Raw genomic sequence first — 21730 nt, 5'->3', positions numbered from 1 at the left:
CGTGGCAAATATGATCAACGATCTGTAGCCCCCTGCCTCCCACTACGAGTCCGTCCAGGTCCCGCGAGTCTGCGCAGCGCCGTTGCGGATATTCGGTGGGATGTCCAGGATCCGTCACTGTCACGCGCACCGACGTGGGATCCATATCGATGCTGAGCTGAACCCACTCCCGGCCCGGGCTGAAATGCGCGCGCGCCGCTCCGGCGTAAGCCTCTGAACCTTCTCTGTGACTTGCGGGAGAGGCCCTCCGCTCGGGCTCGACTTACCAGACGCAAAGTGGCTGTGAGCGGCCCGGACCGAAACCCGGAGTCGCGCCGCGGCCGTTACTCAATGTGACCTCGGCAACGCTCTACAACGGCTGTCAGGGCCCTGCCACCTGGGTCGCCGGGCATGGTCTCAGCCGCCACTGCTGTCCGAGCTACCTGAGTCACAGCCGATACCGTCCGCGCCAGGCATGGGGTACAGGCCGGCGTGATCCGTCGGACCGTGGTACGGCAGGTGGCGGCCCCGGCCCTGGGCCCGACGCCTGGGCACGGGAGCCTTGCGGAATAGCAGTGACCACGCCGAACGGACAGCGATCGCCGCAACCGTGAGCAGCATCAGAGCTGCTACCGCCGTTGAGACAGTCATCGGCCCCCTCCTCGCCCTCTATTGATCAGGTTAGCCAACCGCGAGGGCCGTGCCGGCGGGCGTCGGGGTCCACCCGCAAGAATCGGGTGCAGGAAAGATCGGCGAGGACTTCCTGCGGCGTCGTCGTGAACGGACACTGCCGGTCGACGACGCCACGGCCGCACTCCCTGTCCGCTCCACTGGACCGTCACCGCCGCTCCCGGAGAATTGCGTAGATCGTTCTGTCTCCGCGATGGCACAATCGCCCGGTGCGTTTGTGGACGGTCCAGCATCGAGCGGTTCTCGAGTCGCTGGAGGATGCTGGCGAGCTGGTCGGGGACTGGGTCCGGATCATGGTCGGAAACTACCGGGCCTGCTACGAGGAGATGGTGGCGGAGATGGCACGGCGCGGCATCGACTGTGGGGGCCGGCCGCCGGTGTGGGCGTGGGCCGGGCCGGACACCCGCGACAACAGCGTGGCGCTGACGGCGGAAATGCTGCTCTGCCCGCAGACCCCGGAGGAGTACGCCCGCTATGTCGTGCTCGACCTGGACGTGCCAGACGAGGCCGTCCTGCTCAGCTCGTACGGGCGCTGGAACGATTTCATGGAAGCGATCATCATGGGCGAGGAATCGCCGGACATGGATTGGTCGATCGGCCAAGAGGAGCTCAACGGGGTGCAGGCGTGCCTTCCGCGTGTCGCAGCCGGATGGGTGCTCGGCGTCCATCCGTTGGAACCGTTCAGGTCGGAAGAGGAAGAGGAAGAGGGAATCGGCTCCTGACCGTGCGCCGTGCGCTGGTGTCCGTCATACAGTCGCCCCAGACGAGATTCCGACGTCGGAGCGCCGCGCCAGCTATTACACGGGCATCGCCGAGGCGTACACGCTGTGGGGGAAGACCGACCGCGCGGTGCGTGCGCTCCTGATCGCCTCTTGTGCACCCGCGCAGCCGGACGACCGCGTTGACCCCCGCCAGCGTGGCCGCTACTGCCGGGCAGCCGGACCGTGGCCACTTAGGTCACCTCGGAAACGCGACTTTGGTTGCTGCCAGACCGTCCCGGCGACCGGCTACGCTCTGCGGCTATGTCGTGGCCACCGCGCAGGACCTGCGGCCCAGCCTGCTCCGGTCGCGCCGCGACCGTGCCGTCGCGGGAGCAGCTTCCTGCTGCCGCGGGCGAGATGGCGCAGCGCGCGATGAGTTTTGTGGGAGCCGGCGGTCTGAGTGTGTGAGTGACCAACCGCTGAGCACGAGCTGATCGAGCGGTGGGCGCTGATCGGAGCTCGTGCAAGGGCCCGTGTTGGGATCGTCCCGGCGCGGGACGAAACAAATGGAGGCACCGGATGCGGAAGCTGATTCTGGGTTTTTACGTCTCGCTCGACGGTAAGAGCGCTGACGGGGACAACGGAATCCGGGACGTCATGATGAGCATCGACGACCCCAAGCAGGAGGAGTACTTCGTCAGCCGGCTGTGGGAGGCCGGGGCCTTCCTCATGGGCCGCAACACCTACGAGATCATGGCCGGATACTGGCCCACCTCCGACCACCCCTCAGCCAAGGCCATGAACGAGATCCCCAAGGTCGTGTTCTCCCGCACCCTGAAATCGGCCGACGACTGGCCCGAGACCCGGATCGCCGCCGGTGACACCGCGGAGGAGATCGCCAAGCTCAAGGCCGAGCCCGGCAAGGACCTCGTCGCCGCCGGTGGCACCGAGTTCATGCACTCCCTGATCAAGCTCGGCGTGGTCGACGAGTACCGGCTGTGGGTGCTGCCCGCTGTCACCGGCAAGGGCGCGCCACTGTTCCCCGAGCTGGATCAGGCTGTGACCCTGCGCTTGGTGAAAAGCACGTCCTTCCCGTCGGGAATCCTCGAATTGGTGTACGCGCCGACCGACAAGTAGGACCCAGCGAGCGACACACGGTCACGGTGGCACCGAGGGGCAGGCGCCTGCCCATCCCCAGTGCCGTACCGGCCGCGCCTGAAGCCGCGGCCGAACCTACAAGGGCAGCGAGTCAGGTCGTGAGGGCGGCCGTCGCTTCCCGGTAGATGACAGTCGGGTCCTCGGACAGCCATGCCTTCACCTGGCGGCTCCAGTCGTCGGCGAGCACCTCGGACCGGTGCGCCTCGATGCCGTCGAGGGCCGCCGCGACGATCACCTCGGGGGCGCTCTTGTCGCCCTCGTACCAGGCCATCATGTCGGTGTCCGCGGCGCCCAGGTGCAGGCCCGTCACCAGAGTGCGCTGGTGGGCCAGCTCCAACCGTGCGCTGTTGGTGAGCGCCCATTCGGCGGCCTTCGCCGCGTGGTATCCGCCCGCACCGTCGAAGGCCAGCCACGAGATCGCGGACAGAACGTTGAGGATCGCGCCGTCGGCCAGCTGGGGCGCGAAGGCACGGATCACGTTGAGGGTGCCATAGAAGTGGGTGTCCATCTCGCGGCGAACCGTGTCCAGGTCCCCGGTGACCAGATTCGCCCCGGTCGAGATTCCCGCGTTGTTGATGACGATCTTGACATCAGGTGCCGCTGCCGCCGCGTCGGCGACCGATGCCGGATCCGTGATGTCGAGGCGCAGCGGGACGACCCCCGGTACGTCGATGAGCTCCGGGCGGCGGGCGGTGGCGTACACCTTGCCTGCGCCGCGGTCGAGGAGGGACAGGACGAATTGCCGTCCGAGGCCGCGGTTGGCCCCGGTCACCAGCACATGTGCTCCGTTGATCTGCATGCGGATAGGCTAAAACCTGACGTTGACGTCAGAGGCAAGTCTTGTGATGGAGGTCACGGTGCGGATCGGCGAGTTGGCGGCAAGGTCGGGCGTCAGCGTGCGGGCCCTGCGCTACTACGAAGAACAGGGACTGCTCGCCGCGTACCGGAGCGACTCCGGCCAGCGCCACTACCCCGAGTCGGCAGCCGACCGTGTCCACCTGATCCAGATGCTTTACGCGGCCGGTCTGTCCAGCCGGACCATCGCCGAACTGCTGCCCTGCGTCGATGCCAAGGTCAGCACTCCGGAGTCGCGTGCCCAGCTCGCCGCCGAGCGCAATCGCATCGATGCCCAGATCACCGCGCTGACCCATACGCGTGACCGCCTGGACGCGATCATCCGGAACACCGAAAGCCCGGACAGCGGCTGCGCGTGGATCGCGGACCAGGACGTCGCCGCAGAGGCAAGTCTCTCCGCGACGCCGTGATCGCCGCGGCCAAGTCGAACTCGATGCCGTGATCGTCGCGGCCAAGTCGAACTCGATGCCAAGACCGCGGTCCGTTACGCGGAGCACGCCCGAGCGCTCCTGCCGACCGCCGCAGATGTAAACGGGTGGTGGTCGGCGGCTCGGTCTGCGTACCTTCGGGCGAGCTGCCTTGGGAGGAGGACCCGGTCGTGAGACGCAGGGGTGGCGGGGCCGCTGGGCCCGTTCGAGTGCTGGTGGTCGGGGATGTCCATGGCGAGTTCGAGTTGCTCGCCGAATGGGCAGCGGCCGTTCGTCGGGTGCGCGGTCCGCTGGATGCGATTCTCGCGGTCGGTGACGTTGAGCCGAATCGTGACGAGGCGGACGCGGCCGGGGTGCACGGCCCCGCGAAGTACCGGAAGGTCGGCGACTTTCCGCTGGTTCGCGAGGGGCTGCTCGATCTGGGGGCTCCGCTGTACTTCATCGGCGGCAACCACGAGCCCTGGCCGGCTCTGGACGAGGCCGGCCCCGGCTGGTGGAGCGACGGCGCCTACTTCCTCGGCCGTGCTGGTGTCTGCGACGTGGCGGGCTTTCGGGTGGCATTCTTGTCGGGCATCCACTCGCCCCGCATCACCGACGTTCCCAAAGCGCGCCGCGCCACGGTCAGGGAGCGCACGTACTACACCGGGGAGGAGGTTGCGCAGGTGAGCCGGGCCGCTCGCCGCGCGGGCCGGGTCGACATCCTGCTGACCCACGACTGGCCGGCCGGTGTCGCCGGCCCGCACCGGGGAAGTCCGGTCGGCCGTCCCGAGCTCCGTGCCCTGGCCGAGCGTCTCCGGCCGCGATGGCATTTCTGCGGCCACATGCACCATCGGCATCGGGCGGCCATCGGGTCGACGGAGGTCGTGTGCTTAGGCCACATCCGCTCCGGGGCCGCCGCGTTCGCCGTCCTCGAGCGGGATGCCGACGGCCAGCCGGTGCTGGTCGAGAACGTCGTTGATGCCGAAGGCGCTGCCGACTCGGGGCTCAGCGCGTGGACGAGTGTGAAGCCTCTTCCCGGGTGACCTGCCCCGTCCTGCCCGGCGGCAAGGACCACCGCACCGACAGGGGCCGAGTTTCGCGGCGACGCGCTCCGGACCGATTGGATGCGGACACATCCGGTCTGGTGCATGGAGACGTCACCGCCGCAAAAGCACCAGCCCTCGCCGCGTGATCAAGCAACGCTGTGAACCTATGCGGTCACAGCACTATGCGCTCCACGTGCCGTGTCACGGGCCGGTGGGCGAGGCGTTTTCACGCTCGGCCCCCGGCACGTCATCCGTCCGCGGCGTCCTCGGTCTCCCAGCGCAGTAAGTCGCCCGGCTGGCACTCGAGCACCTCGCAGAGCGCGGCGAGCGTCGTGAAGCGCACCGCCTTGGCGCGGCCGTTCTTGAGTACGGCCAGGTTGGCGGGCGTGATCCCTATGCGGTCCGCGAGCTCGCCCACGGACATCTTCCGCTTGGCCAGCATCACGTCGATGTCGACGGCGATCGGCATCAGATCACGTCGTCCAGTTCGGCCTGCATCTGCGCCGCTTGGCCGTCGCGCGCGACGGCCTGGGCGAGCAGCACCCGCAGCACGCGCACGATGAGCGCGACCCCCAGGATGGCCACGCCGATCCCGGCCATGATGACGCTGACGCCCGGGTCGTCCCGCTGGCCCGGCGCGTTGATTGCCGTGACCGCGAACCACACGAGGGCGGCCGCCACGATCGCGCCGATCACGATGTCCACGTACCGGAAGGCGGCGTGGGAGAACACGGTTCCGCGTCGCACCATCGTCACCAGCCGCCATACGCAGACCACGGCGACCTGGACCGACACCATGCCCAGGATCGTGATCAGGCGCAGCGGGGTCAGCGGGAGCGAACCGTCCTCCGGGTCGTTCCCGCTGACCAACGTCCACACCATCAATGCCTGTATGAACACGGTGCCGGTGAGCACCACCCCGAGCACGGCGCGCAGCGCGAGCACTGTCAGATTTCCCATACCCTTCCTTCCATCGAGTTGCGATGGAAATCTATCGAGTTTCGATAGGTTAAGCAAGAGCTGGGAAACCGGTTACAGGTACGACGGGCCGGTCACCCGGTGCCGGAACGTCCACCAGACCCACGCCTGCGAGGCCACCAGGAACGGGATCAGCGTGAGGATGACCGGTACCAGTAGCGCGCCCGAGGTACCCGGTTCCAGGGGCAGCCGGAAGCCCGCCAGGACGCCGATCGCCACCAGAGCCGTCGCCGTCAGGGCGTACGTGCGGCCTTCTCCGGTGCCGCCGGACAGCACCGCAGCGCGCTCGCGGAGCACCCCCCGCAGCCGCAGCGCCGCGAACGACAGCCCGTGCGTGGCGAACAACGCGGCCACCAGCAGGGCGGGCAGCAGCGCGAGGGGCCCGTGGATGCCGAGCAGCACGTCACTGAGCAGCGAACCCCAGCTCAGCGCCAGCCCCCAACTGCCCGCCACGACGGCGCCGTCCCAGAACCCCTGCCACCGGACGCCGGCCAGCCGCCCACGCAGCCACAGGCCCATGTCCCGGATGACCCAGGAAAGCAGCAACGCCACGACGAGCGAGTAGTTGCCGCTCAGCAACGTGCCCTCCAGCGCAGGAAAGAGCCCGGCGAGCACCCCGGCGGTGGCCACCAGCCACACCTCGTTGCCGAGGAAGAACGGTGCGATCGCGGCGATCGCCTCGCGCCGCTCGCCCAGGGTGCGGCCCAGGTACGGCAGCACCATGCCGACGCCGATGTCGGCCCCGGCCAGCACGAGGTAGCCGATCGCGAAGAAGGCCAGAACAAGGATCTCCATGACGGCTCCTCAGAAGGTCAGTACGGGGGCGACGGTCTCGAGCGGGCGGTCGCCCAGCGCGACGGCATCCGGCCCCTTGCGGGCGGTCCTGGCCAGCAGCCAGTAGTTGACCAGGATGAGTACGGCGAACACCGTGACGAACGCGGTCAGCGAGAACCTGATCTGGCCGTACGACACCGGTGACATGGCGTCGGCGGTCTTCAGCAGGCCGTACACGGCCCAGGGCTGACGCCCCATCTCCCGGAACAGCCAGCCCGCGATCATGGTCACGAACGGGACCGGGATCAGCGCGGTCAGCAGCCAGTGCCACGGCCGGAAGCTCCGTACGACCGGTCGGAAGAGCATCAGCAGGAAGCTCGCTCCGGAGATGAAGAAGAGCAGCGCGAAGAGCGACATCATGATGATTCCGGAGGTACGCACCCACTCCAGCGACGGCAGGTAGTCGCCCGGACCGTACATGGCCACCATGTCCGCCTGCGCCTCGGCCAGCCGCCGCGCGCTACCCGACCAGGCGGCCAGCTTGGTCGGCTGCAGCGTGTCGAAGCCGATTCCGCCGAACGTCGCGGTGAACAGCGTCGCGGGCAGCGCCACGCCGATCCCGATGCGCAGCGACTTGCGGAAGAAGTCCTGCTCGGCGGTGCGCTTGGCCAGGTGGTACGCGCTCACCCCGGCCATGAGGAAGCCGCCGACGATCAGCGCGCCGCCGCCGATGTGGAAGAAGGCGACCAGCGCCGCCGGATTGGCCACCAGCGCGCCGAAGTCGGTGAGGTGCAGGACGCCGTCCTTGAGCTGGTAGCCCACCGGGTTCTGCAGGAAGCCGTTGGAGATCAGGATCCAGAACGCCGAGGCGTAGGCCGTCAGGGTGACGACCCAGATCAGTGCCAGGTGCGCCCAGCGGTTGAGCTTGTTCCAGCCGAAGATCCACAGGCCCAGGAAGGTGGACTCGATGAAGAACGCGACGATCGTCTCGATCGCCAGGGACGAGCCGAACACGTTCCCGGCGAACTCGGTGAGCCCGCTCCACGACAGCCCGAGCTGGAACTCCATGACGAGCCCGGTGACGATGCCCATCGCGTAGTTGATGATGTAGAGCTGCCCCCAGAACCGCGTCATCCGCATGTGCACCGGGCTGCGGGTCAAGGTGGCCCAGGTCTGGATGACGGCCACCAGCGTCGCCAGGCCGAGGGTCAGCGCGACGAACAGGAAGTGCGCCCCCGCGGTGAGGGCGAACTGCAGGCGGGCGAGGTCTACGGTCTCCATGGTCAGAGGTTCCGGCCAAGGTCACCTCCGCCGCGTCATGCTGGGGCGGGCACCTGCCGTACACCTGTGGTGCCAACCGGCCGCCCGCCGTACATCCCAGGGTGTAAGCCGACCCCGGCATCACAGCGGCCCGGCACGTCAGGGAGTGAGCCAGCCCGGGGTGATCATGCCGGCCTCGTAGGCGAGCACCACGAGCTGCGCCCGGTCGCGCGAGCCGAGCTTGGTCATGATGCGGCTGACGTGCGTCTTGGCCGTGGCCGGGCTGAGCACCAGCCGGGCCGCGATCTCGTCGTTGGACAGCCCGGCCGCGACCAGCGCCATGACCTCGCGCTCGCGCTCGGTGAGCGCGTTGAGCCGGGGCCCCGGCTCCGGGCGCTTGATCCGGCCCGCGAACTCGGCGATCAGCCGCCGGGTCACCGAGGGCGCGATCAGCGCGTCACCCCTGGCCACCACGCGCACCGCGTGGATCAGCTCGGCCGGCTCGGTGTCCTTGACCAGGAACCCGCTGGCGCCCGCCCGGAGCGCGCCGTAGACGTAGTCGTCGAGGTCGAAAGTGGTCAGGATGATCACCTTGACGCCGTCGAGCCGCGGATCGGTGACGATCACGCGGGTCGCCTCCAGGCCGTCCAGCTCGGGCATCCGGATGTCCATCAGCACCACGTCGGGCTGCAGCTCGCGGGCCTTGGCCACGGCCTCGGCGCCGTTGGCCGCTTCGCCGACCACCTCGATGCCGTCCTCGTCGCTCAGGATGGACCGGAACCCAGCCCGTACGAGGTTCTGGTCATCGGCGAGCACGGTGCGGATCATCGAACTCCGTTCAGCGGTAAGTGGGCGACGACCTGGAAGCCGCCATCAGGCCGGGGGCCCGCCTCCAGTGTGCCGCCCAGCGCGGTGGCGCGCTCCCGCATGCCCTGCAGTCCGAACCCGGTCCCGCCGGTGAACGTCGCGCCCGGCCCATCATCCTCCACGCGGATAACGATATTTCCGGACTCGTGGGTGACGGTCAGCCGAGCCGTATCGGTTCCCGAGTGCCGGGAGACGTTCGTCAGGGCCTCTCTGATGATGCGCGCCGCGGCCAGGTCCACCTCGGCCGGCACCTCGTCCAGCGGCCCTGACAGCTCGGTCCGCACGTCCAGCCCCGATGCCGCGACCAGCGCCTCCATCCGGGCCAGGCTGTCGGCGGGCGCGGTCGGCGCGTCCTCGTCCACCTGCCGCAACACCCCGAGGGTGGTACGCAGCTCGCGCAGCGTCTCTTTGCTGGCCTCCTTGATCGCCCGGAGCGCGGCCTCCGCGTCCTCCGGCCGCTTCTTCAGCCCGTGCAGCGCCGCCGTGGCCTGCACGTTGATCATCGAGATGTTATGCCCCAGCAAGTCGTGCAGCTCCCTGGCGATGCGCAGCCGCTCCTCGCCCGCCCGCCGCCTGGCCTCCTCTTCCTTGCCGTGCAGGGCGTCGAGCACGCGCTGCTCGGCCTCCCGGAGGTAGGCGCGCCGGTTGCGGGTGACGCCCCCACCGGCGACGGCGGCCACCACCCAGCCGGTGATCATTATGAACATACTGTCGTCCACATGCCGGGTCCCGCCGGTCTCGCCCAGGCCCATGGCCAGCATCGTGGTCGCGCCCGCGGCGATGGCGGCGATCAGGTGGCCCAGGTCGGCGGCGGTGTAGAGGACGACGAACGCCATGATCAGGATCGGCCCGTCGAGCCGGGCGAAGGGGTAGTAGAACGCGACGGTCGCCAGCACGACGATCATCGCCACCACCGGGTAGCGGCGCCGCGCCAATACTCCGGCACTGGCCACGAGCGGCAGCACGATGTCCAGCGCGTTCGGTGTCAAGGCGGGCTGGAAAAGGGAGGTGACGACCGTACCCGCCAGCGTGACGATGATCACCGCCACCGACACGATGGTGCTGGCCGACAACCTACGCATGGGGCCCATTCTGTACGGAGGCCCCCACGGGTGGCCAACCGCCCCGTAATGGGTAGAGCCGGAGCATGAGCGAAGAAGACGACCTGCGGCACGTCGAAGAGGACCTGGCCAGGCTGCGCGCCGAGACCAAGGACCTGCGCGACCAGATCCGCGACATGGGCGCCACCGACCAGGTGGAGATCAGCGCGATGATCGGCATGGCGGACGAGCAGGAAGAGCTGATCGCGGAGCTGGAAGGCCGCCGAGACGAGCTCCTCCGGCGTGTCAAGGGCGCCAGCGGCTAGCGCAGGGGCGCGCCCACTTCGTGCAGGTGCCGCAGGGCCTGCCCGTACGAGGTGATCAGTCCCGTCTCCAGGTAGCTGACGCCCAAGTCGGCGCAGTACTGCCGGACGATCGGCTGCGCCTTGCGCAGGTTCGGCGACGGCATGTTCGGGAACAGGTGGTGCTCGATCTGGTAGTTGAGCTGCCCGAGCGCCACGTCCACGAACACGCCGCCCTTGACGTTGCGCGAGGTCAGCACCTGCTTGCGGAGGTAGTCGAGCTTGTCCTCCTTGGTGAGGATCGGCATGCCCTTGTGGTTCGGCGCGAACGTGCTGCCCAGGTAGACGCCGAAGAGCCCCTGGTGCACCAGCAGGAAGAGCAGCGCCATGCCGAACGGCAGTACGGCGAAGATCAGGCCGAAGTAGCAGGCGAAGTGCGCCAGCAGCAGCGCCCCCTCCATCCTGCGGTGCTTCGTCGTCGGCTGGAACACCGCCTTGACACTGGCGATGTGCAGATGCCACGCCTCCAGGGTGAGCAGCGGGAAGAACCAGTACGCCTGCCACTTGGCGATGAACCTCGGCAACCCGCTGCTCCGCTCCACCTGGTCGGTCGACCAGACGATCACGGCGGGCGAGACGTCGGGGTCCTCGTCCTCGTGGTTGGGGTTGGCGTGGTGGCGGTTGTGCTTGGTGTTCCACCAGCCCCAGCCCAGGCCGATGCCGAAGTCGCCGATGATCAAGCCGAGGATGTCGCTTGCCCGGCGGGTCCTGAAGACCTGCCGGTGACCCAGGTCGTGGGCGACGAACCCGATCTGCGCGGAGGCCACGGCGAGCGCGACAGCCACCAGCAGCTGCCACCATGAGTCGCCGACCCACACGAACAGCGCCCATAGACCAACATAAGCGGCCAATACCAGGGTCAGCCGCACGGCGTAGTAGACCGGGCGCCGGTCCAGCAGGCCGGCGTCCTGGATTTGTCGGGCCAGTTTGGCGAAGTCACTACCACGGGTTTCGAGCGTGCCTGTATCGGCCACAGGTCTCCTTACTTAGAGGTGGAAGTTACCCCCACCCGGCGCATTCTCCGCGATAAGGAGAGATCACGGCTAGTGCTCCGCCATCGCGCCTGCTCAGTAGACTGCCCAGTATGGTTCATGCCAAGCCATGCTCGGCGTGGTGACGGCGGCTGACGGAGACTTTCACGGGGACGACAGCGCGTACCTCTCCGGGTTGGGGATCGCCGCGCCCCTGACCAGGGCGTCCGCGTAGCGCTCCGCGCCCAGCGCCGCCCGGCACCGCCCCGCCAGCGCGACCACGAACGGATCGGCCGACTCGGTGATCCCGCGCAGCACCCGGGCCGCCCCCAGCAGCTCGGCGGCCATCAGTGGGTCGCGGTGCTCGGCCACGCCTTCGAGCACGGTCGCGCGGGCTGTCCTGTCCTCGCAGGTGGCCATGAGCTCCAGCGCCCTGCGCGACGGCTCGGCCGGCTCGGAGACGCGGGCCAGTTCGATGTTCATGAACGCCCTGAACTGGGGAGGAGCGTCGATGTCCATGGCCAGGGCGCCGCGCAGCAGCCGGGCGGCCGCGCCCGGATCGCCGGAACGCCGGGCCAGCTCGGCTCTGGCGTGCGTCACTCGCGCGATGGTCAGCTCGTCCTCGGAGCGCAGCGCCGCCTGCCAGGCCCGCTCCAGGGTGGTGGCGGCGCCCGCGTGATCGCCCGTGCGCATCATGAGCTGGCTGAGCCGCAGCAGGAACATCATCGGCCCGAGCGGCGCCCCCAGCCCGGCCAGCTCCGTCGCGATCGGCTCCGGCTCCTTGGCCAGGGCCAGCGCGCGGGCGAAGTCGCCGCGGTTCTCGGCGGCCAGCGACAGCCAGAAGTAGGCGGTCCACTGCCCCCAGCGGTCGCCGGTCCCGCGCAGACCGTCGAGCGCCGGCTCCAGCAGGGCCTCGGCCCCGTGGACCGCCCCGTACTCGAACCGCACGATGCCCGCCACCAGCAGCGCCGTCGACCTGGTCCACGCGTCGGGATGCTCACGAAGCCGCTGGGCGCTCGCCTCCGTGAGGGCCACCACGTCGCGCGGCGGACCCATGGCGATGCCCATCGCCCAGGAGTGCAGCGCCGCCGGATGGTCGGACTCCCGGACCGCCCGGCTCGGCTCGGCGCCCATGGTGGCCATCATGCACAGCCCATGGGCCAGCTCCCGCCCCTCGGGCGGGACGTCACCGACCCTGCGCAGTGCGGTGGCCGCGTTCGCGATGACCTCGTGCCGCCGCCCGCGCATGATCCACGGCCACAGCCTGGGCAGGATGATCCGGAGCGGGTCGTCGGAGTGCCGGAACGCCGCGTCCAGGTTGCCCTGCTCGGCGTCGAGCACGGCCAGCCACTTGACCTGCTCACCCGTCCGCAGATGCGGCTCGGCGGCCTCGGCCAGCTCGGCGTAGTAGCGGGCGTGCGCCTGCCTGATCTCCGGCAGGTCGCCCGTGACGTATTGCCTGATCGTCTCCAGCATCGTGTAGCGGTCACCGGAGAGCGCGATCAGCGACTTGTCGACCAGCGCGGACAGCAGATCGAGATCGCCGCCGCAGACCCGCCCGATCGCCTCGGCCGTCGCCCCGCCGGAGAACACCGACAGCCCGCGCAGCAGCTCCCGCTCCTCCCGCGACAGCAGGTCCCAGCTCCAGTCGATGACCGCGCGCAGCGTCCGGTGCCTGGGTTCGGAGGTACGGCTGCCGCGAAAGCCCAGCCGGTCGCCGAGCTGCTCGACCAGCATGGACACCGGCATCGTCCGCAGCCGGGCGGCGGCCAGCTCGATGGCCAGCGGGATGCCGTCGAGCTCACGGCAGATCCGCGCGGCCTCGGCCGGGTCCGGGCTCAGGTCCGGCCGGGCGGCGGCGGCGCGGTCGCGGAGCAGCTCCACGGCGGGCTCCTCCGCCAGCGGGAGTACGGGGTGCAGGGTCTCGCCGGGGATGTTCAGCGGCTCCCTGCTGGTGGCGATGATGCGCAGCCCGGCCACCTCGCCCAGCAGCCACTGCGCCACGCGCGCGGCCTCGTCGATCAGGTGCTCGCAGTTGTCCAGCACGATCACCGGTGACGTGCCACGTAGCGTCCTGACCAGGTCGGACGTCTTGAACACGGCTTCCAGCGCGACCCGCACGCCAGCCGCCGGGGCCAGCTCGACCAGCCACACCCCGTCGGGCACGCGCAGCGTCGCGGCCGCCTCGACGGCCAGCCGAGTCTTCCCCGCCCCGCCGGGCCCCACGAGGGTGATCAGCCGGGCGCCCGTCAGCGGCCGGATGCGAGCGGCGTCATCGCCGCGGCCGACGGAGAGCGTCCGGATGCGAGCGAGGTCATCGCCGCGGCCGACGAAGAGCGTCCGGATACGGGCGACGTCGTCGCTCCGGCCGACGAAGCTGGTCAGCCGGGCGGGCAGGTTGCTCCTGGGCTCCGGCTCCTCGTCGCGCAGCGCCGCGAGGTGCGCCTCCCGCAGCTCGGCCCCCGGATCGACGCCCAGCTCGTCCGCCAGCCGCGCCCTGATCCGCTCGAAGACCTCCAGCGCCTGGCCACGCCGCCCGTCCGCCACCATGGCCCGCATCAGCAGCGCGTGGAACGGCTCGCGCAGCCGGTGCTCGGCCACCAGCTCCTCCAGCTCCGCCACGACATCGCCACCCGCGGCCAGGTCCGCCGCGATCCGGCCGACCAGCGCCGCCAGCCGCAGCTCCTCCAGCCGGGCGGCCGGGGCCAGCGCGAAGGGCAGATCGATGCCGCCCAGCGCCGGGCCGCGCCAGAGCGCCAGCGCCGCGTGCGCGTCGCCCGTGCGGGCCAGCCGCTCGAACGCCTGCGCGTCCACCTCATCGGCCGGTACGTCGAGCAGGTAGCCGCTCGGATGGGAGGAGATCAGCCCGGGAGCCTCCCTGCGCGCCCTGGACACCAGCGACTGCAGCGCGGCCATGGGATGCTCGGGCGGCTCACCCGGCCACAGATCGTCGATCAGCCGGTCGTTGGTCACCACCCGGCCGGGATCGAGCGCCAGGCGGACCAGCAGCGCCCGCACCCGCGCGCCGCCGACCGCGGCCCCCGCGATCTGGAGCGGCCCCAGGATCCCGATCCGCATCCACCCTCCAACAAAGGGCCGCTCAGCTCTTGGGGCTGGCGCTCTGGACGACCTCGAACGACCAGAGCTGCGATCCGGACGCGGCGGGCCCCTGGCCGTGGCCATGCCCCTGGGCGGCCCCGGCTTGCGCGTGCCCGCGCTGGAAGGCCTGACCCTGCTGCCACGTCTGGAAGTCGTCCTCGCTGCGCCAGCGGGTGTAGACAAGGTACTGGTCGGTGCCCTCGACCGGCCTGAGCAGCTCGAACCACTCGAACCCGTCGGCCGACTCCACCATGCCCGCCCGGTTGGAGAAGCGTCGCTCCAGCTCCTCCCGCATCTCCGCCGGCACGGTCAGGACGTTGATCTTCACGACTGACAACGGAACCCCTCTCCTCGCCTCCAACGCTAAGGTACGGCGTCGGACTACGAGAACACCTTCGCCTTGAGCGACGGGAAGCGCTGGACCGTACGCAGGAACGTCTTGAAGCCCATCCTGGCGGCCCGGCTCTCGCCGATGAACTGCTCGGCCGCGCGGAGCGAGTCCCGCACGGCCGCGAAGCCGTACTCGCGCATCCGCTCCTCGTAGTCCGCGATGGCCTCGACCGTGTCGCGTCCGCCGGTCAGCGCCAGGCATAGCAGGCGGGCGTCGCGTAGCGCGGTGTTGGCGCCGATGCCGCGCATCGGCGTCATGCTGTGGATGGCGTCGCCGAGCAGCGTGATGGTGGTGGCCGGCCATGGCTCGATCGGGATCGAGGTACGGATCGGCAGCAGCGAGACCGTGTCGGGATCGGACAGGTCGATCAGCTTGTGGAGATCGGGATGCCAGGACTCGATCATCTTCGCCACCGTCTGCTTGAGCCGCGTGCCCGGCAGGTCGGCGATGTCGGCGGGGAAGCGGTCCTTGGCGGCGCCCACGGCCCAGAGGATGTAGCTGCCGGCGTTGTCCATCAGCGCGCCCTGCTGCTCGGTGGCCCCGATGGCGCCGACCGGCGCGGTGTCGCTCAGGTCGTGCGGGGCGCAGAACAGGCCGAGGCCCTTGGGCGGGACGATGGTGTTCGGGCCCTCGACGAGCCGCCGCGAGATGAGCGTCCTGGTCTCGTCGGTGAGCGGGAACTTGCCCGCCACCGTGGTGATGCCGGTCTCGACGCGCTCGGCGTGCGGCAGATACTGCTTGCGCACCCGCGAGTTGCCGCCGTCGGCGGCGACCACGACGTCGGCCGTGTCGCTGGAGCCGTCGGCGAAGAACAGCTCGACCCGCCCGTCGGTCAGCCGTTCGTAGCGCTCGTACGTCTTGCCGAACCGCACCACCTCCTCCAGCCCGGTCAGCAGCACCTGCCTGAGCGTGATGCGGCTCACGGAGTGGTGGCCGTCGGCCGGGTCGGCCGCGGGCGGGGTCTCGATCAGCGCGAGCGTGCCGAGCCGCTCGGTGAGGAAGCCGAAGTCCTGGCCGCCCTGCCCGGTCGTGGCGAGGAACGCCTGCCAGAGCGCCGCCGGCAGGCAGTCGTGGAGGGCGCGGGCGCCGTTGGGGTCGATGTGCACCCGGTAGCCCTGCAGCCGGTCGGCCGGAGTGCGGTCCCGCTCGTAGACGGTGACGTGCTTTCCGGCCTTGCGGAGCCCCTGAGCGAGGCAGAGGCCGCCGACCCCGCCGCCGATGATCGCGATGTGCTCTGTCATGTCCATGACTATCAACCGCACGGATGATTCTGTCAACCATCCGGATGGATGATAGTGTTCCGGGCATGAGACGAGCGCCGGAGGAGAAGCAGCGCGACCCGGAGCGCACCAAGGCCCGCATCCTTCAGGCGGCGCTGGAGGAGTTCGCGGCCAAGGGGTTCTCCGGGGCGCGGGTCGGCGAGATCGCGGCCAGGGCCGGGGTCAACAAGCAGCTGATCTCTTACTACTTCGGCGGCAAGGAGGGGCTCTTCCGCGCGCTGAACACCCGCTGGCAGAGCGAGGAGAGCGTGTTCGCCGATCGCGGGTCGTCGTTGGGCCGGCTCATCGCGGGCTACGCGCGCGCCAATTCCAGCCGCCGCGACTTCGGCAAGTTGCTGGTCTGGCAGGGGCTCACCGACGACGCCCCGCCCGATCCCGCCTTCGACGACGAAGTGCGCCGCGACCTGGAGCACCTGCGCGCCCGCCAGGAGGCGGGGGAGTTCCCCGCCGACCTGGACCCGGCCGCGGTGCTGGTGGCGCTGTTCGGGATGGCCGCAGCGGGCATCGTCTTCCCGCACCTCGTCCGGGCCGCCTGCGGGCTCGACCCGGCCTCACCCGAGTTCGGCGACTACTACGCCGAGCAGTTGGAGCGGCTCGCCGACCACCTGCGCGACTAAAGTCGGAGCGGTCAGGGGCAGCGGACGATCATCCCCGCGTACGAGAGATTCCCGCCGAACCCGAACAGCAGCATCGGCGCCCCCTGCCGCACCTCACCCCGCTCCAGCAGCTTCGACAGCGCCAGCGGGACGCTCGCGGCCGAGGTGTTGCCCGATTCGACCACGTCACGGGCCACGATCGCGTTGACCGCGCCGAGCTTCTGCGCGATCGGCTCGATGATCCGCAGGTTCGCCTGGTGCAGCACCACGGCCGCCAGTTCCTCCGGCTTGACGCCGCCACGCTCGCACGCGCGCCGGGCGATCTCCGGCAGCCGCGTGGTGGCCCAGCGGTAGACGGTCTGGCCGTCCTGGGCGAACCGGGTCGGTGTGCCGCCGATGCGCACCGCGTTGCCCAGCTCTGGGGCCGAGCCCCAGACGACGGGCCCGATCTCCGGCTCCGCCGCCGCGCTGAGCACCGCCGCCCCGGCGCCGTCGCCGGTCAGTACGCACGTCGTACGGTCGGTCCAGTCCGTCACGGCCGTCATCTTGTCCACCCCCACGACCAGGGCGTGCGTGGCGGCCCCCGCCTTGATCGTGTGGTCGGCCATGGCCAGCGCGTGGGTGAAGCCGGAGCACGAGACGCCCAGGTCCATGACGGCCGCGTCCGGTACGCCGAGTTTGGCCGCGACGCGGGAGGCGATGTTCGGTGCCCGCTCGGTCTGGGTGCAGGTGGCCACGAGGACGAGGTCGATGTCGGCGGCGTCCAGCCCGCTGCCCGCCAGCGCCTTGGCCGCCGCATGTCCGGCCAGCTCCGTCACGCCCTCCTCTGGCCCGGCCATGTGCCTGGTACGGATCCCGACCCGCTTGGTGATCCACTCGTCGGAGGTGTCGACCATGGCGGCGAGGTCGTCGTTGGTCAGCACCTTGGCGGGCTGATAGTGGCCGGTGGCGACGAGTCTTGATCCATTCATGGGCGGGACTATAGCAACCGACCGTTCGGACGCTAAACCGCTTCTGGCGCTAAACTGCCTGGATGAGTCCACGGAGATCCGTGGCGGAGGCCCTCGGTACCCGCTCCGCCATCCTCGACCGCTCGGTCGCCATCGCCTCCCTCGAAGGGCTGGAAGGGCTGACCATCGGCCGCCTCGCGACCGAGCTCGGCATGAGCAAGTCCGGCGTTCTCGGTCATTTCGGCTCGAAAGAGGCGCTGCAGCTGGCGGTGCTGGAACGGGCCGGCGAGGTCTTCCGCGCGGAGGTCTGGGAGCCGGTCATCCGGATCGAGCCGGGGCTACGCCGGCTGCGGGCGCTCTGCGAGGAGTGGATCTCCTACCTGGAGCGCGGCGTCTTCCCCGGGGGCTGCTTCTTCGTCGCCGCGGCCCACGAGTTCGACGGGCGGGTGGGGGCGGTGCGCGATGCGGTGGCTGCCCGGTTCGACGCCTGGCGGGGGCGGCTGCTCAAGGAGACTCGGCGGGCCGTGGCCGCCGGGGACCTGCCGGGCGGCACCGAGGTCGATCAGCTGGTGTTCGAGCTGCACGGCCTGGTCATGGCCCTGAACCACTCATTGCAGCTGCACGGCGACCGGCAGGCCGTCGTATGGGCGCGCCGGGCCGTACGAGCTCGTCTGGGCATGCCTTAGGACGCCGCGTCGAAGTCGAAGTCGGCGTCCGGTCAGGCCAGGTCAGCTCGCCGAGAGCTCCTCGAAGAGCGTGAGCGCCGCCTGACGTACGTCCTGCGGTGCGAGGCCGTCGAGCGTCTCCCTGGCCTGGACGACGTCGCGGGTGGTGGCCAGCGTGATGGCCACGGACGCGGCCGCCGCGCGGTCCAGCGAGCCCGCCGGCGCGGCGTCGGCCAGCTGCTGGGCGCTCGCGGCGAGGTCGAGGTTGTCTCTCAACGGGCCTCCTCGGGTGATTGCGGGTTGGCCCATTGCATCACTTGGCAGGGTGATTCATCCACTTTTCTTGGGGCCGTTCCCGTTTCGACGGTCGAGAGGTCGTGCATACGTCCCCGCTTACCCCGTCTGACCACACGTTACGCACCCGGTACCGCGAGGCCCGATTCGTAGGCGGTGATCACCGCCTGCACTCTGTCGCGCAGCCCGAGCTTGGCGAGCAGGTTGCTGACGTGCGTTTTCACGGTGTGCTCGCTGACCACCATGGCCTTGGCGATCTCCGCGTTCGACAGTCCGCGCGCGATCAGCTGCAGCGTCTCACGCTCTCTCGCGGTCAGTACGTCCAGCGCGTCGGCGGGCCTGGCGGCGGGCCTGGCGGCGGGCCGGGAGGTGAACTCGGAGATCAGCCTCCTGGTCACCGTCGGCGCCAGCAGCGACTCGCCCTCCGCGACCACTCGTACGGCGTTGACCAGATCGTCCCGGCGCACGTCCTTCAGCAGGAACCCGCTGGCCCCCGCCCGCAGCGCGTCATAGACATAGTCGTCGTGGTCGAACGTGGTGAGCATGAGCACCCGGCAGCCGGTCTCCGCGCAGACGATCTTGGCCGCCTCGATGCCGTCCATCCTGGGCATGCGGATGTCGAGCAGGAGTACGTCCGCGTCGTGTTCGCGGACCGCGGCGACGGCCTGGAGCCCGTCGCCCGCCTCGGCCACCACGTCGATGTCCGGCTGCGCGTCCAGGATCATCGCGAACCCGCCGCGGACCAGCTCCTGATCGTCGGCGACCACGACCCGGATGCTCGGGACCGCCTCCTGGCCGGTCATGCCAGCGGGAGTGGCCGCGTCCTGGCCGGTCATGCCCGGGCCAGCGGGAGCCGTACCGACACGTGGAAGCCCGGCCCGTCGGTGCGGGGACGGGCCGCGGCGCTGCCACCGCAGGCGGCGGCGCGCTCACGGATGCCGATCAGCCCGTGCCCGCCCGAAGGCAGTCCGCGCCCGCCTGACGGCAATCCGTGCCCATCGTCGGTGATGTCGAGCATCAGGGTGTCGTCCTCCCAGGTGAGCCGGATGTCCGCGTGGTTCGCGCCGGCGTGCTTGACGATGTTGGTGAGTGCTTCCTGCGTGACCCGGTACGCCGCCACCGCGCAGTCGGGTGAGACGGGCCGTGGCGTTCCGGTCGAGGCGTACGCCACCCGCAGCCCCGTGTGGGAGACCTGGTCCGCGAGGGCGGGCAGGTCGTCGATGGTGGGCTGTGGCGCGCGCGGCGCCTCCTCGTCCTTCAGCACGCCCAACATCCGGCGCAGCTGCATCATCGCGTCCCGTCCCGCCGCGGCGATCGCGTCGAAGGCGGCCTCCGCCCGCGCCGGGTTGCTCCTGACCACCACGGGCCCCGCCTCGGCCTGGACGACCATGAGGCTGACCGCGTGGGCGAGGATGTCGTGCATGTCGCGGGCGATCCTGGCGCGCTCGTGCTCGGCCGCGCGTTCCGCTTCCATCTGTCGCTCCCTTTCCAGCCGTTCGGCCCGTTCCTCCAACGCGGCGGCGTGGGCGCGGGAGGTGGCGGTGGCCCGGCCGATGGCGTACGCGGCGACGAACAGCACCGTCCCGCGCAGCGCGGTCTCCGACGAGCCGACCACGAGCAGGCCACCGGTGACGGTCATGGCGAGCACGAGAATCCGCTGCCAGGTGCCGGAGTAGGCGGCGACCGTGTAGAGCGCGACCATGCCGCCGTACCAGACGGGCTGGCGCGCGACGTGGTCGGCGAGATCGTAGAGGGCACCCGTGCACAGGCAGACGACCAGTACGGTGATCGGCGCCCGCCGCCGCCAGACCAGGGGCAACGACGCGACGATCACCACCGCGTACCCCCACCAGTCCCAGGGCTCGCCGGTCCGATCGTCGCTGGACAGCAGGGGCCAGAGCTGGGCGATCAGGATCACCGCGGTGAGCGCGGCGTCCACCCAGAGGTGAGGGAGCGCCGCGATCCTTCGACGCACGATGTCGATAAGCGACAAGTCGGACACGGCGCCCCATCTTTCCCTATGCTGGCTCATGCTTCCCGTACGCCGGCTCTCACGCATGTACGGGAGCGTGCCTCGCCGTCGTCGTACGGCGGCCCATCAGCGGCAGGAAGGAGACGAACAGCAGGATCGCGCCCACCGGGATGAGGTCCTTGTCGACCGCCGACAGCACGACCTCGCCCAGCACCGCCACCGGCACCCAGACCTTGACCAGCCGGTGCCCGGCGAGCAGGGCGGCGAAGGCGAGCTGGGCCACGTAGAACAGGATCGGGCCCGCGCTGTAGACGGCCAGGTCCACCCCCGGCACCGCCTTCACCTGCTCGAACATCGGGCTCATCGCGTCATGGTCGGCCGCCAGGAAGCCGACGATGATGTCGATCGCGAACTGGGCAGCCGCGCAGCCGATCCCGACGACGCCCGCGACCAGGGCCGCGGTGACGAGGGCGGACCGCCCCAGCATCCTCCGCATCTCCCAAAATATCGGGATAAACAGTGTCAGAGCCCCGAGAAAGGCGAGGTGCCCGGCGGTCCAGGCAAAGCCAGGACCTCGGACGCCGTCGAAGCCGTCGACGATTCTGAGCAGACCGTAGGTCAGGACGAGCAGGGGGGCGGCGATGAGCGCGGTGCGATTCTTCATGACCGGTTCTCCTTCAAGCTGCGGGATATGCAGCCCATCCTCGGAGTTCGCCGCTCAAAAGGGATCGCCGCGACGGGCGATCCTCGGCCTCCCTCTCAAGAGCGAGTCCCGTCGCTCAGGAGGGCGATGTCGATCGCACGTACGCCGAGATCGACGGGCAGGCGCTGGAGCAGTCCTGGCAGGGCCGGCTCCAGAAGGCCTCCGCTCCGGCGGCTGTCAGGCCGACATCGGCGTCCCGGCATCCGGGGCATCGCTGGGCCTGGTCGGCACTCTGCGGGACCAGGCCGCGGGGTCGATGAGGTCGCCGGCGCTAAGGGTTGGCCGGGCGGTCGCGGGAGTTGTTGATGCGTAGCGCCTCGGCGAGCTGGTCTTCCAAGATGATGATCCGGCAAGCGGCTTCCAGGGCGGTGCCCTGGTCGACGAGCTCGCGGGCCCTGGCCGCCAAGCGCAGCTGGTAGCGGGAGTAGCGGCGGTGGCCGCCGTTGGAGCGTTGCGGCTCGATCAGTTTGGCGGCGCCCAGGCTGCGCAGGAAAGCCGCGCTGACGCCCAAGATTTCCGCGGCCCGGCCCATGCTGTAGGCGGGGTAGTCGTCATCGTCGAGTTTGGCTTCAGCGCTGGCATCCACCGCCGCATCGGAGGGTGGTAGGGCGCGGGACTCGGCTTTGTCGCCGTAAGCGGCGCTTGACGCGAGCGTGGAAGTAGCGGCCGTGGTGCGGGGCTTGGGCTTGCTA

The 21730-nt window shown here is 70.0% G+C and carries 24 protein-coding genes; 7 read left to right on the top strand and 17 right to left on the bottom strand.

The features are described from left to right. The first annotated feature begins 878 nt into the window (after positions 1 to 878). The gene (locus ACIBO2_RS25360; protein ID WP_358545637.1) at positions 879 to 1391 is read left to right on the top strand and encodes a DUF3841 domain-containing protein; all 513 of its coding nucleotides are present in this window, start codon (positions 879 to 881) and stop codon (positions 1389 to 1391) included. A gap of 558 nt (positions 1392 to 1949) precedes the next feature. Next, positions 1950 to 2507 carry a dihydrofolate reductase family protein gene (locus ACIBO2_RS25355; protein ID WP_358545635.1) on the top strand — a complete coding sequence of 186 codons (558 nt, stop codon included), beginning with the start codon at positions 1950 to 1952 and terminating at the stop codon, positions 2505 to 2507. A gap of 112 nt (positions 2508 to 2619) precedes the next feature. Here the strand turns inward: ACIBO2_RS25355 and ACIBO2_RS25350 are convergent, their stop codons facing one another. Next, on the bottom strand, positions 2620 to 3327 hold the full coding sequence (locus ACIBO2_RS25350; protein WP_397299754.1) for an SDR family oxidoreductase: 708 nt from the start codon (positions 3325 to 3327) through the stop codon (positions 2620 to 2622). Between the two features lie 58 nt (positions 3328 to 3385). Between ACIBO2_RS25350 and ACIBO2_RS25345 the strand changes: the two genes are divergently transcribed. Further along, entirely contained in the window at positions 3386 to 3793 is a 408-nt protein-coding gene (locus ACIBO2_RS25345; RefSeq protein WP_358545631.1) for a MerR family transcriptional regulator, read from the top strand. Between the two features lie 227 nt (positions 3794 to 4020). Then, positions 4021 to 4833: a metallophosphoesterase gene (locus tag ACIBO2_RS25340; protein ID WP_397299751.1), complete on the top strand. Its 813-nt coding sequence runs from the start codon at positions 4021 to 4023 to the stop codon at positions 4831 to 4833. 250 nt (positions 4834 to 5083) lie between these two features. On the opposite strand, the gene ACIBO2_RS25335 is transcribed toward ACIBO2_RS25340, so the two are convergent. The 6 genes from ACIBO2_RS25335 to ACIBO2_RS25310 form a co-directional block, all read right to left on the bottom strand. Then, positions 5084 to 5305 (bottom strand): helix-turn-helix transcriptional regulator, encoded by a 222-nt coding sequence (locus tag ACIBO2_RS25335; RefSeq protein WP_358545628.1) that lies wholly within the window; start codon positions 5303 to 5305, stop codon positions 5084 to 5086. Next, positions 5305 to 5796, bottom strand: coding sequence for a DUF2975 domain-containing protein (locus ACIBO2_RS25330; protein ID WP_397299748.1), 492 nt, complete (start codon positions 5794 to 5796; stop codon positions 5305 to 5307). Before ACIBO2_RS25330 ends, ACIBO2_RS25335 begins: the two co-directional genes overlap by 1 nt. Before the next feature lie 72 nt (positions 5797 to 5868). Beyond that, on the bottom strand, positions 5869 to 6609 hold the full coding sequence (locus tag ACIBO2_RS25325) for a cytochrome d ubiquinol oxidase subunit II (protein WP_358545624.1): 741 nt from the start codon (positions 6607 to 6609) through the stop codon (positions 5869 to 5871). Between the two features lie 9 nt (positions 6610 to 6618). Beyond that, entirely contained in the window at positions 6619 to 7869 is a 1251-nt protein-coding gene (locus ACIBO2_RS25320) for a cytochrome ubiquinol oxidase subunit I (RefSeq protein WP_358545622.1), read from the bottom strand. A 138-nt stretch (positions 7870 to 8007) separates the two neighbouring features. Further along, positions 8008 to 8676, bottom strand: coding sequence for a response regulator (locus tag ACIBO2_RS25315; RefSeq protein ID WP_397299743.1), 669 nt, complete (start codon positions 8674 to 8676; stop codon positions 8008 to 8010). Beyond that, entirely contained in the window at positions 8673 to 9797 is a 1125-nt protein-coding gene (locus ACIBO2_RS25310; protein ID WP_397299740.1) for a sensor histidine kinase, read from the bottom strand. Before ACIBO2_RS25310 ends, ACIBO2_RS25315 begins: the two co-directional genes overlap by 4 nt. Before the next feature lie 65 nt (positions 9798 to 9862). On the opposite strand from ACIBO2_RS25310, the gene ACIBO2_RS25305 reads away from it, so the two are divergent. Continuing rightward, on the top strand, positions 9863 to 10081 hold the full coding sequence (locus ACIBO2_RS25305) for a hypothetical protein (RefSeq protein WP_358545616.1): 219 nt from the start codon (positions 9863 to 9865) through the stop codon (positions 10079 to 10081). Here ACIBO2_RS25305 and ACIBO2_RS25300 read toward each other — a convergent pair. The 4 genes from ACIBO2_RS25300 to ACIBO2_RS25285 all read right to left on the bottom strand — a co-directional run bounded on the left by ACIBO2_RS25300 (position 10078) and on the right by ACIBO2_RS25285 (position 15819). Continuing rightward, on the bottom strand, positions 10078 to 11091 hold the full coding sequence (locus tag ACIBO2_RS25300; RefSeq protein WP_397299737.1) for a fatty acid desaturase family protein: 1014 nt from the start codon (positions 11089 to 11091) through the stop codon (positions 10078 to 10080). The genes ACIBO2_RS25305 and ACIBO2_RS25300 overlap by 4 nt on opposite strands. A gap of 162 nt (positions 11092 to 11253) precedes the next feature. Next, complete coding sequence (locus ACIBO2_RS25295) at positions 11254 to 14166, bottom strand: BTAD domain-containing putative transcriptional regulator (RefSeq protein ID WP_397299734.1); 2913 nt, start codon at positions 14164 to 14166, stop codon at positions 11254 to 11256. Between the two features lie 22 nt (positions 14167 to 14188). After that, positions 14189 to 14524 (bottom strand): antibiotic biosynthesis monooxygenase, encoded by a 336-nt coding sequence (locus tag ACIBO2_RS25290; RefSeq protein WP_357651355.1) that lies wholly within the window; start codon positions 14522 to 14524, stop codon positions 14189 to 14191. Positions 14525 to 14568: 44 nt separating this feature from the next. Beyond that, positions 14569 to 15819, bottom strand: coding sequence for an NAD(P)/FAD-dependent oxidoreductase (locus tag ACIBO2_RS25285; RefSeq protein ID WP_358545611.1), 1251 nt, complete (start codon positions 15817 to 15819; stop codon positions 14569 to 14571). A gap of 65 nt (positions 15820 to 15884) precedes the next feature. On the opposite strand from ACIBO2_RS25285, the gene ACIBO2_RS25280 reads away from it, so the two are divergent. Further along, positions 15885 to 16475 carry a TetR/AcrR family transcriptional regulator gene (locus tag ACIBO2_RS25280; RefSeq protein WP_397299730.1) on the top strand — a complete coding sequence of 197 codons (591 nt, stop codon included), beginning with the start codon at positions 15885 to 15887 and terminating at the stop codon, positions 16473 to 16475. An 11-nt stretch (positions 16476 to 16486) separates the two neighbouring features. Here the strand turns inward: ACIBO2_RS25280 and ACIBO2_RS25275 are convergent, their stop codons facing one another. Beyond that, on the bottom strand, positions 16487 to 17425 hold the full coding sequence (locus tag ACIBO2_RS25275) for a beta-ketoacyl-ACP synthase III (RefSeq protein ID WP_397299727.1): 939 nt from the start codon (positions 17423 to 17425) through the stop codon (positions 16487 to 16489). A gap of 62 nt (positions 17426 to 17487) precedes the next feature. On the opposite strand from ACIBO2_RS25275, the gene ACIBO2_RS25270 reads away from it, so the two are divergent. Beyond that, complete coding sequence (locus tag ACIBO2_RS25270) at positions 17488 to 18090, top strand: TetR/AcrR family transcriptional regulator (RefSeq protein WP_358545606.1); 603 nt, start codon at positions 17488 to 17490, stop codon at positions 18088 to 18090. A 42-nt stretch (positions 18091 to 18132) separates the two neighbouring features. Here ACIBO2_RS25270 and ACIBO2_RS25265 read toward each other — a convergent pair whose 3' ends face one another. The 5 genes from ACIBO2_RS25265 to ACIBO2_RS25245 form a co-directional block, all read right to left on the bottom strand. Next, a complete protein-coding gene (locus tag ACIBO2_RS25265) occupies positions 18133 to 18345 on the bottom strand; it encodes a hypothetical protein (RefSeq protein ID WP_358545605.1) in 213 nt (70 codons plus the stop codon). A 137-nt stretch (positions 18346 to 18482) separates the two neighbouring features. Then, positions 18483 to 19199, bottom strand: coding sequence for a response regulator (locus tag ACIBO2_RS25260; RefSeq protein ID WP_397299723.1), 717 nt, complete (start codon positions 19197 to 19199; stop codon positions 18483 to 18485). Then, positions 19196 to 20365, bottom strand: a complete 1170-nt coding sequence (locus ACIBO2_RS25255; protein WP_358545601.1) for a histidine kinase — start codon at positions 20363 to 20365, stop codon at positions 19196 to 19198. The genes ACIBO2_RS25260 and ACIBO2_RS25255 overlap by 4 nt, the downstream gene beginning before the upstream one ends. 49 nt (positions 20366 to 20414) lie before the next feature. Continuing rightward, positions 20415 to 20999 carry a hypothetical protein gene (locus ACIBO2_RS25250; RefSeq protein WP_397299719.1) on the bottom strand — a complete coding sequence of 195 codons (585 nt, stop codon included), beginning with the start codon at positions 20997 to 20999 and terminating at the stop codon, positions 20415 to 20417. 310 nt (positions 21000 to 21309) lie between these two features. After that, entirely contained in the window at positions 21310 to 21570 is a 261-nt protein-coding gene (locus ACIBO2_RS25245) for a MerR family transcriptional regulator (protein WP_358545787.1), read from the bottom strand. Between the last annotated feature and the right edge of the window lie 160 nt (positions 21571 to 21730).

This window comes from Nonomuraea sp. NPDC050022 (genome assembly GCF_044460705.1).
Taxonomy (GTDB): Bacteria; Actinomycetota; Actinomycetes; order Streptosporangiales; family Streptosporangiaceae; genus Nonomuraea.
The sequence above is the reverse complement of the archived record's forward strand: the minus strand, read 5'-3'. Positions and strand labels throughout refer to the sequence as shown.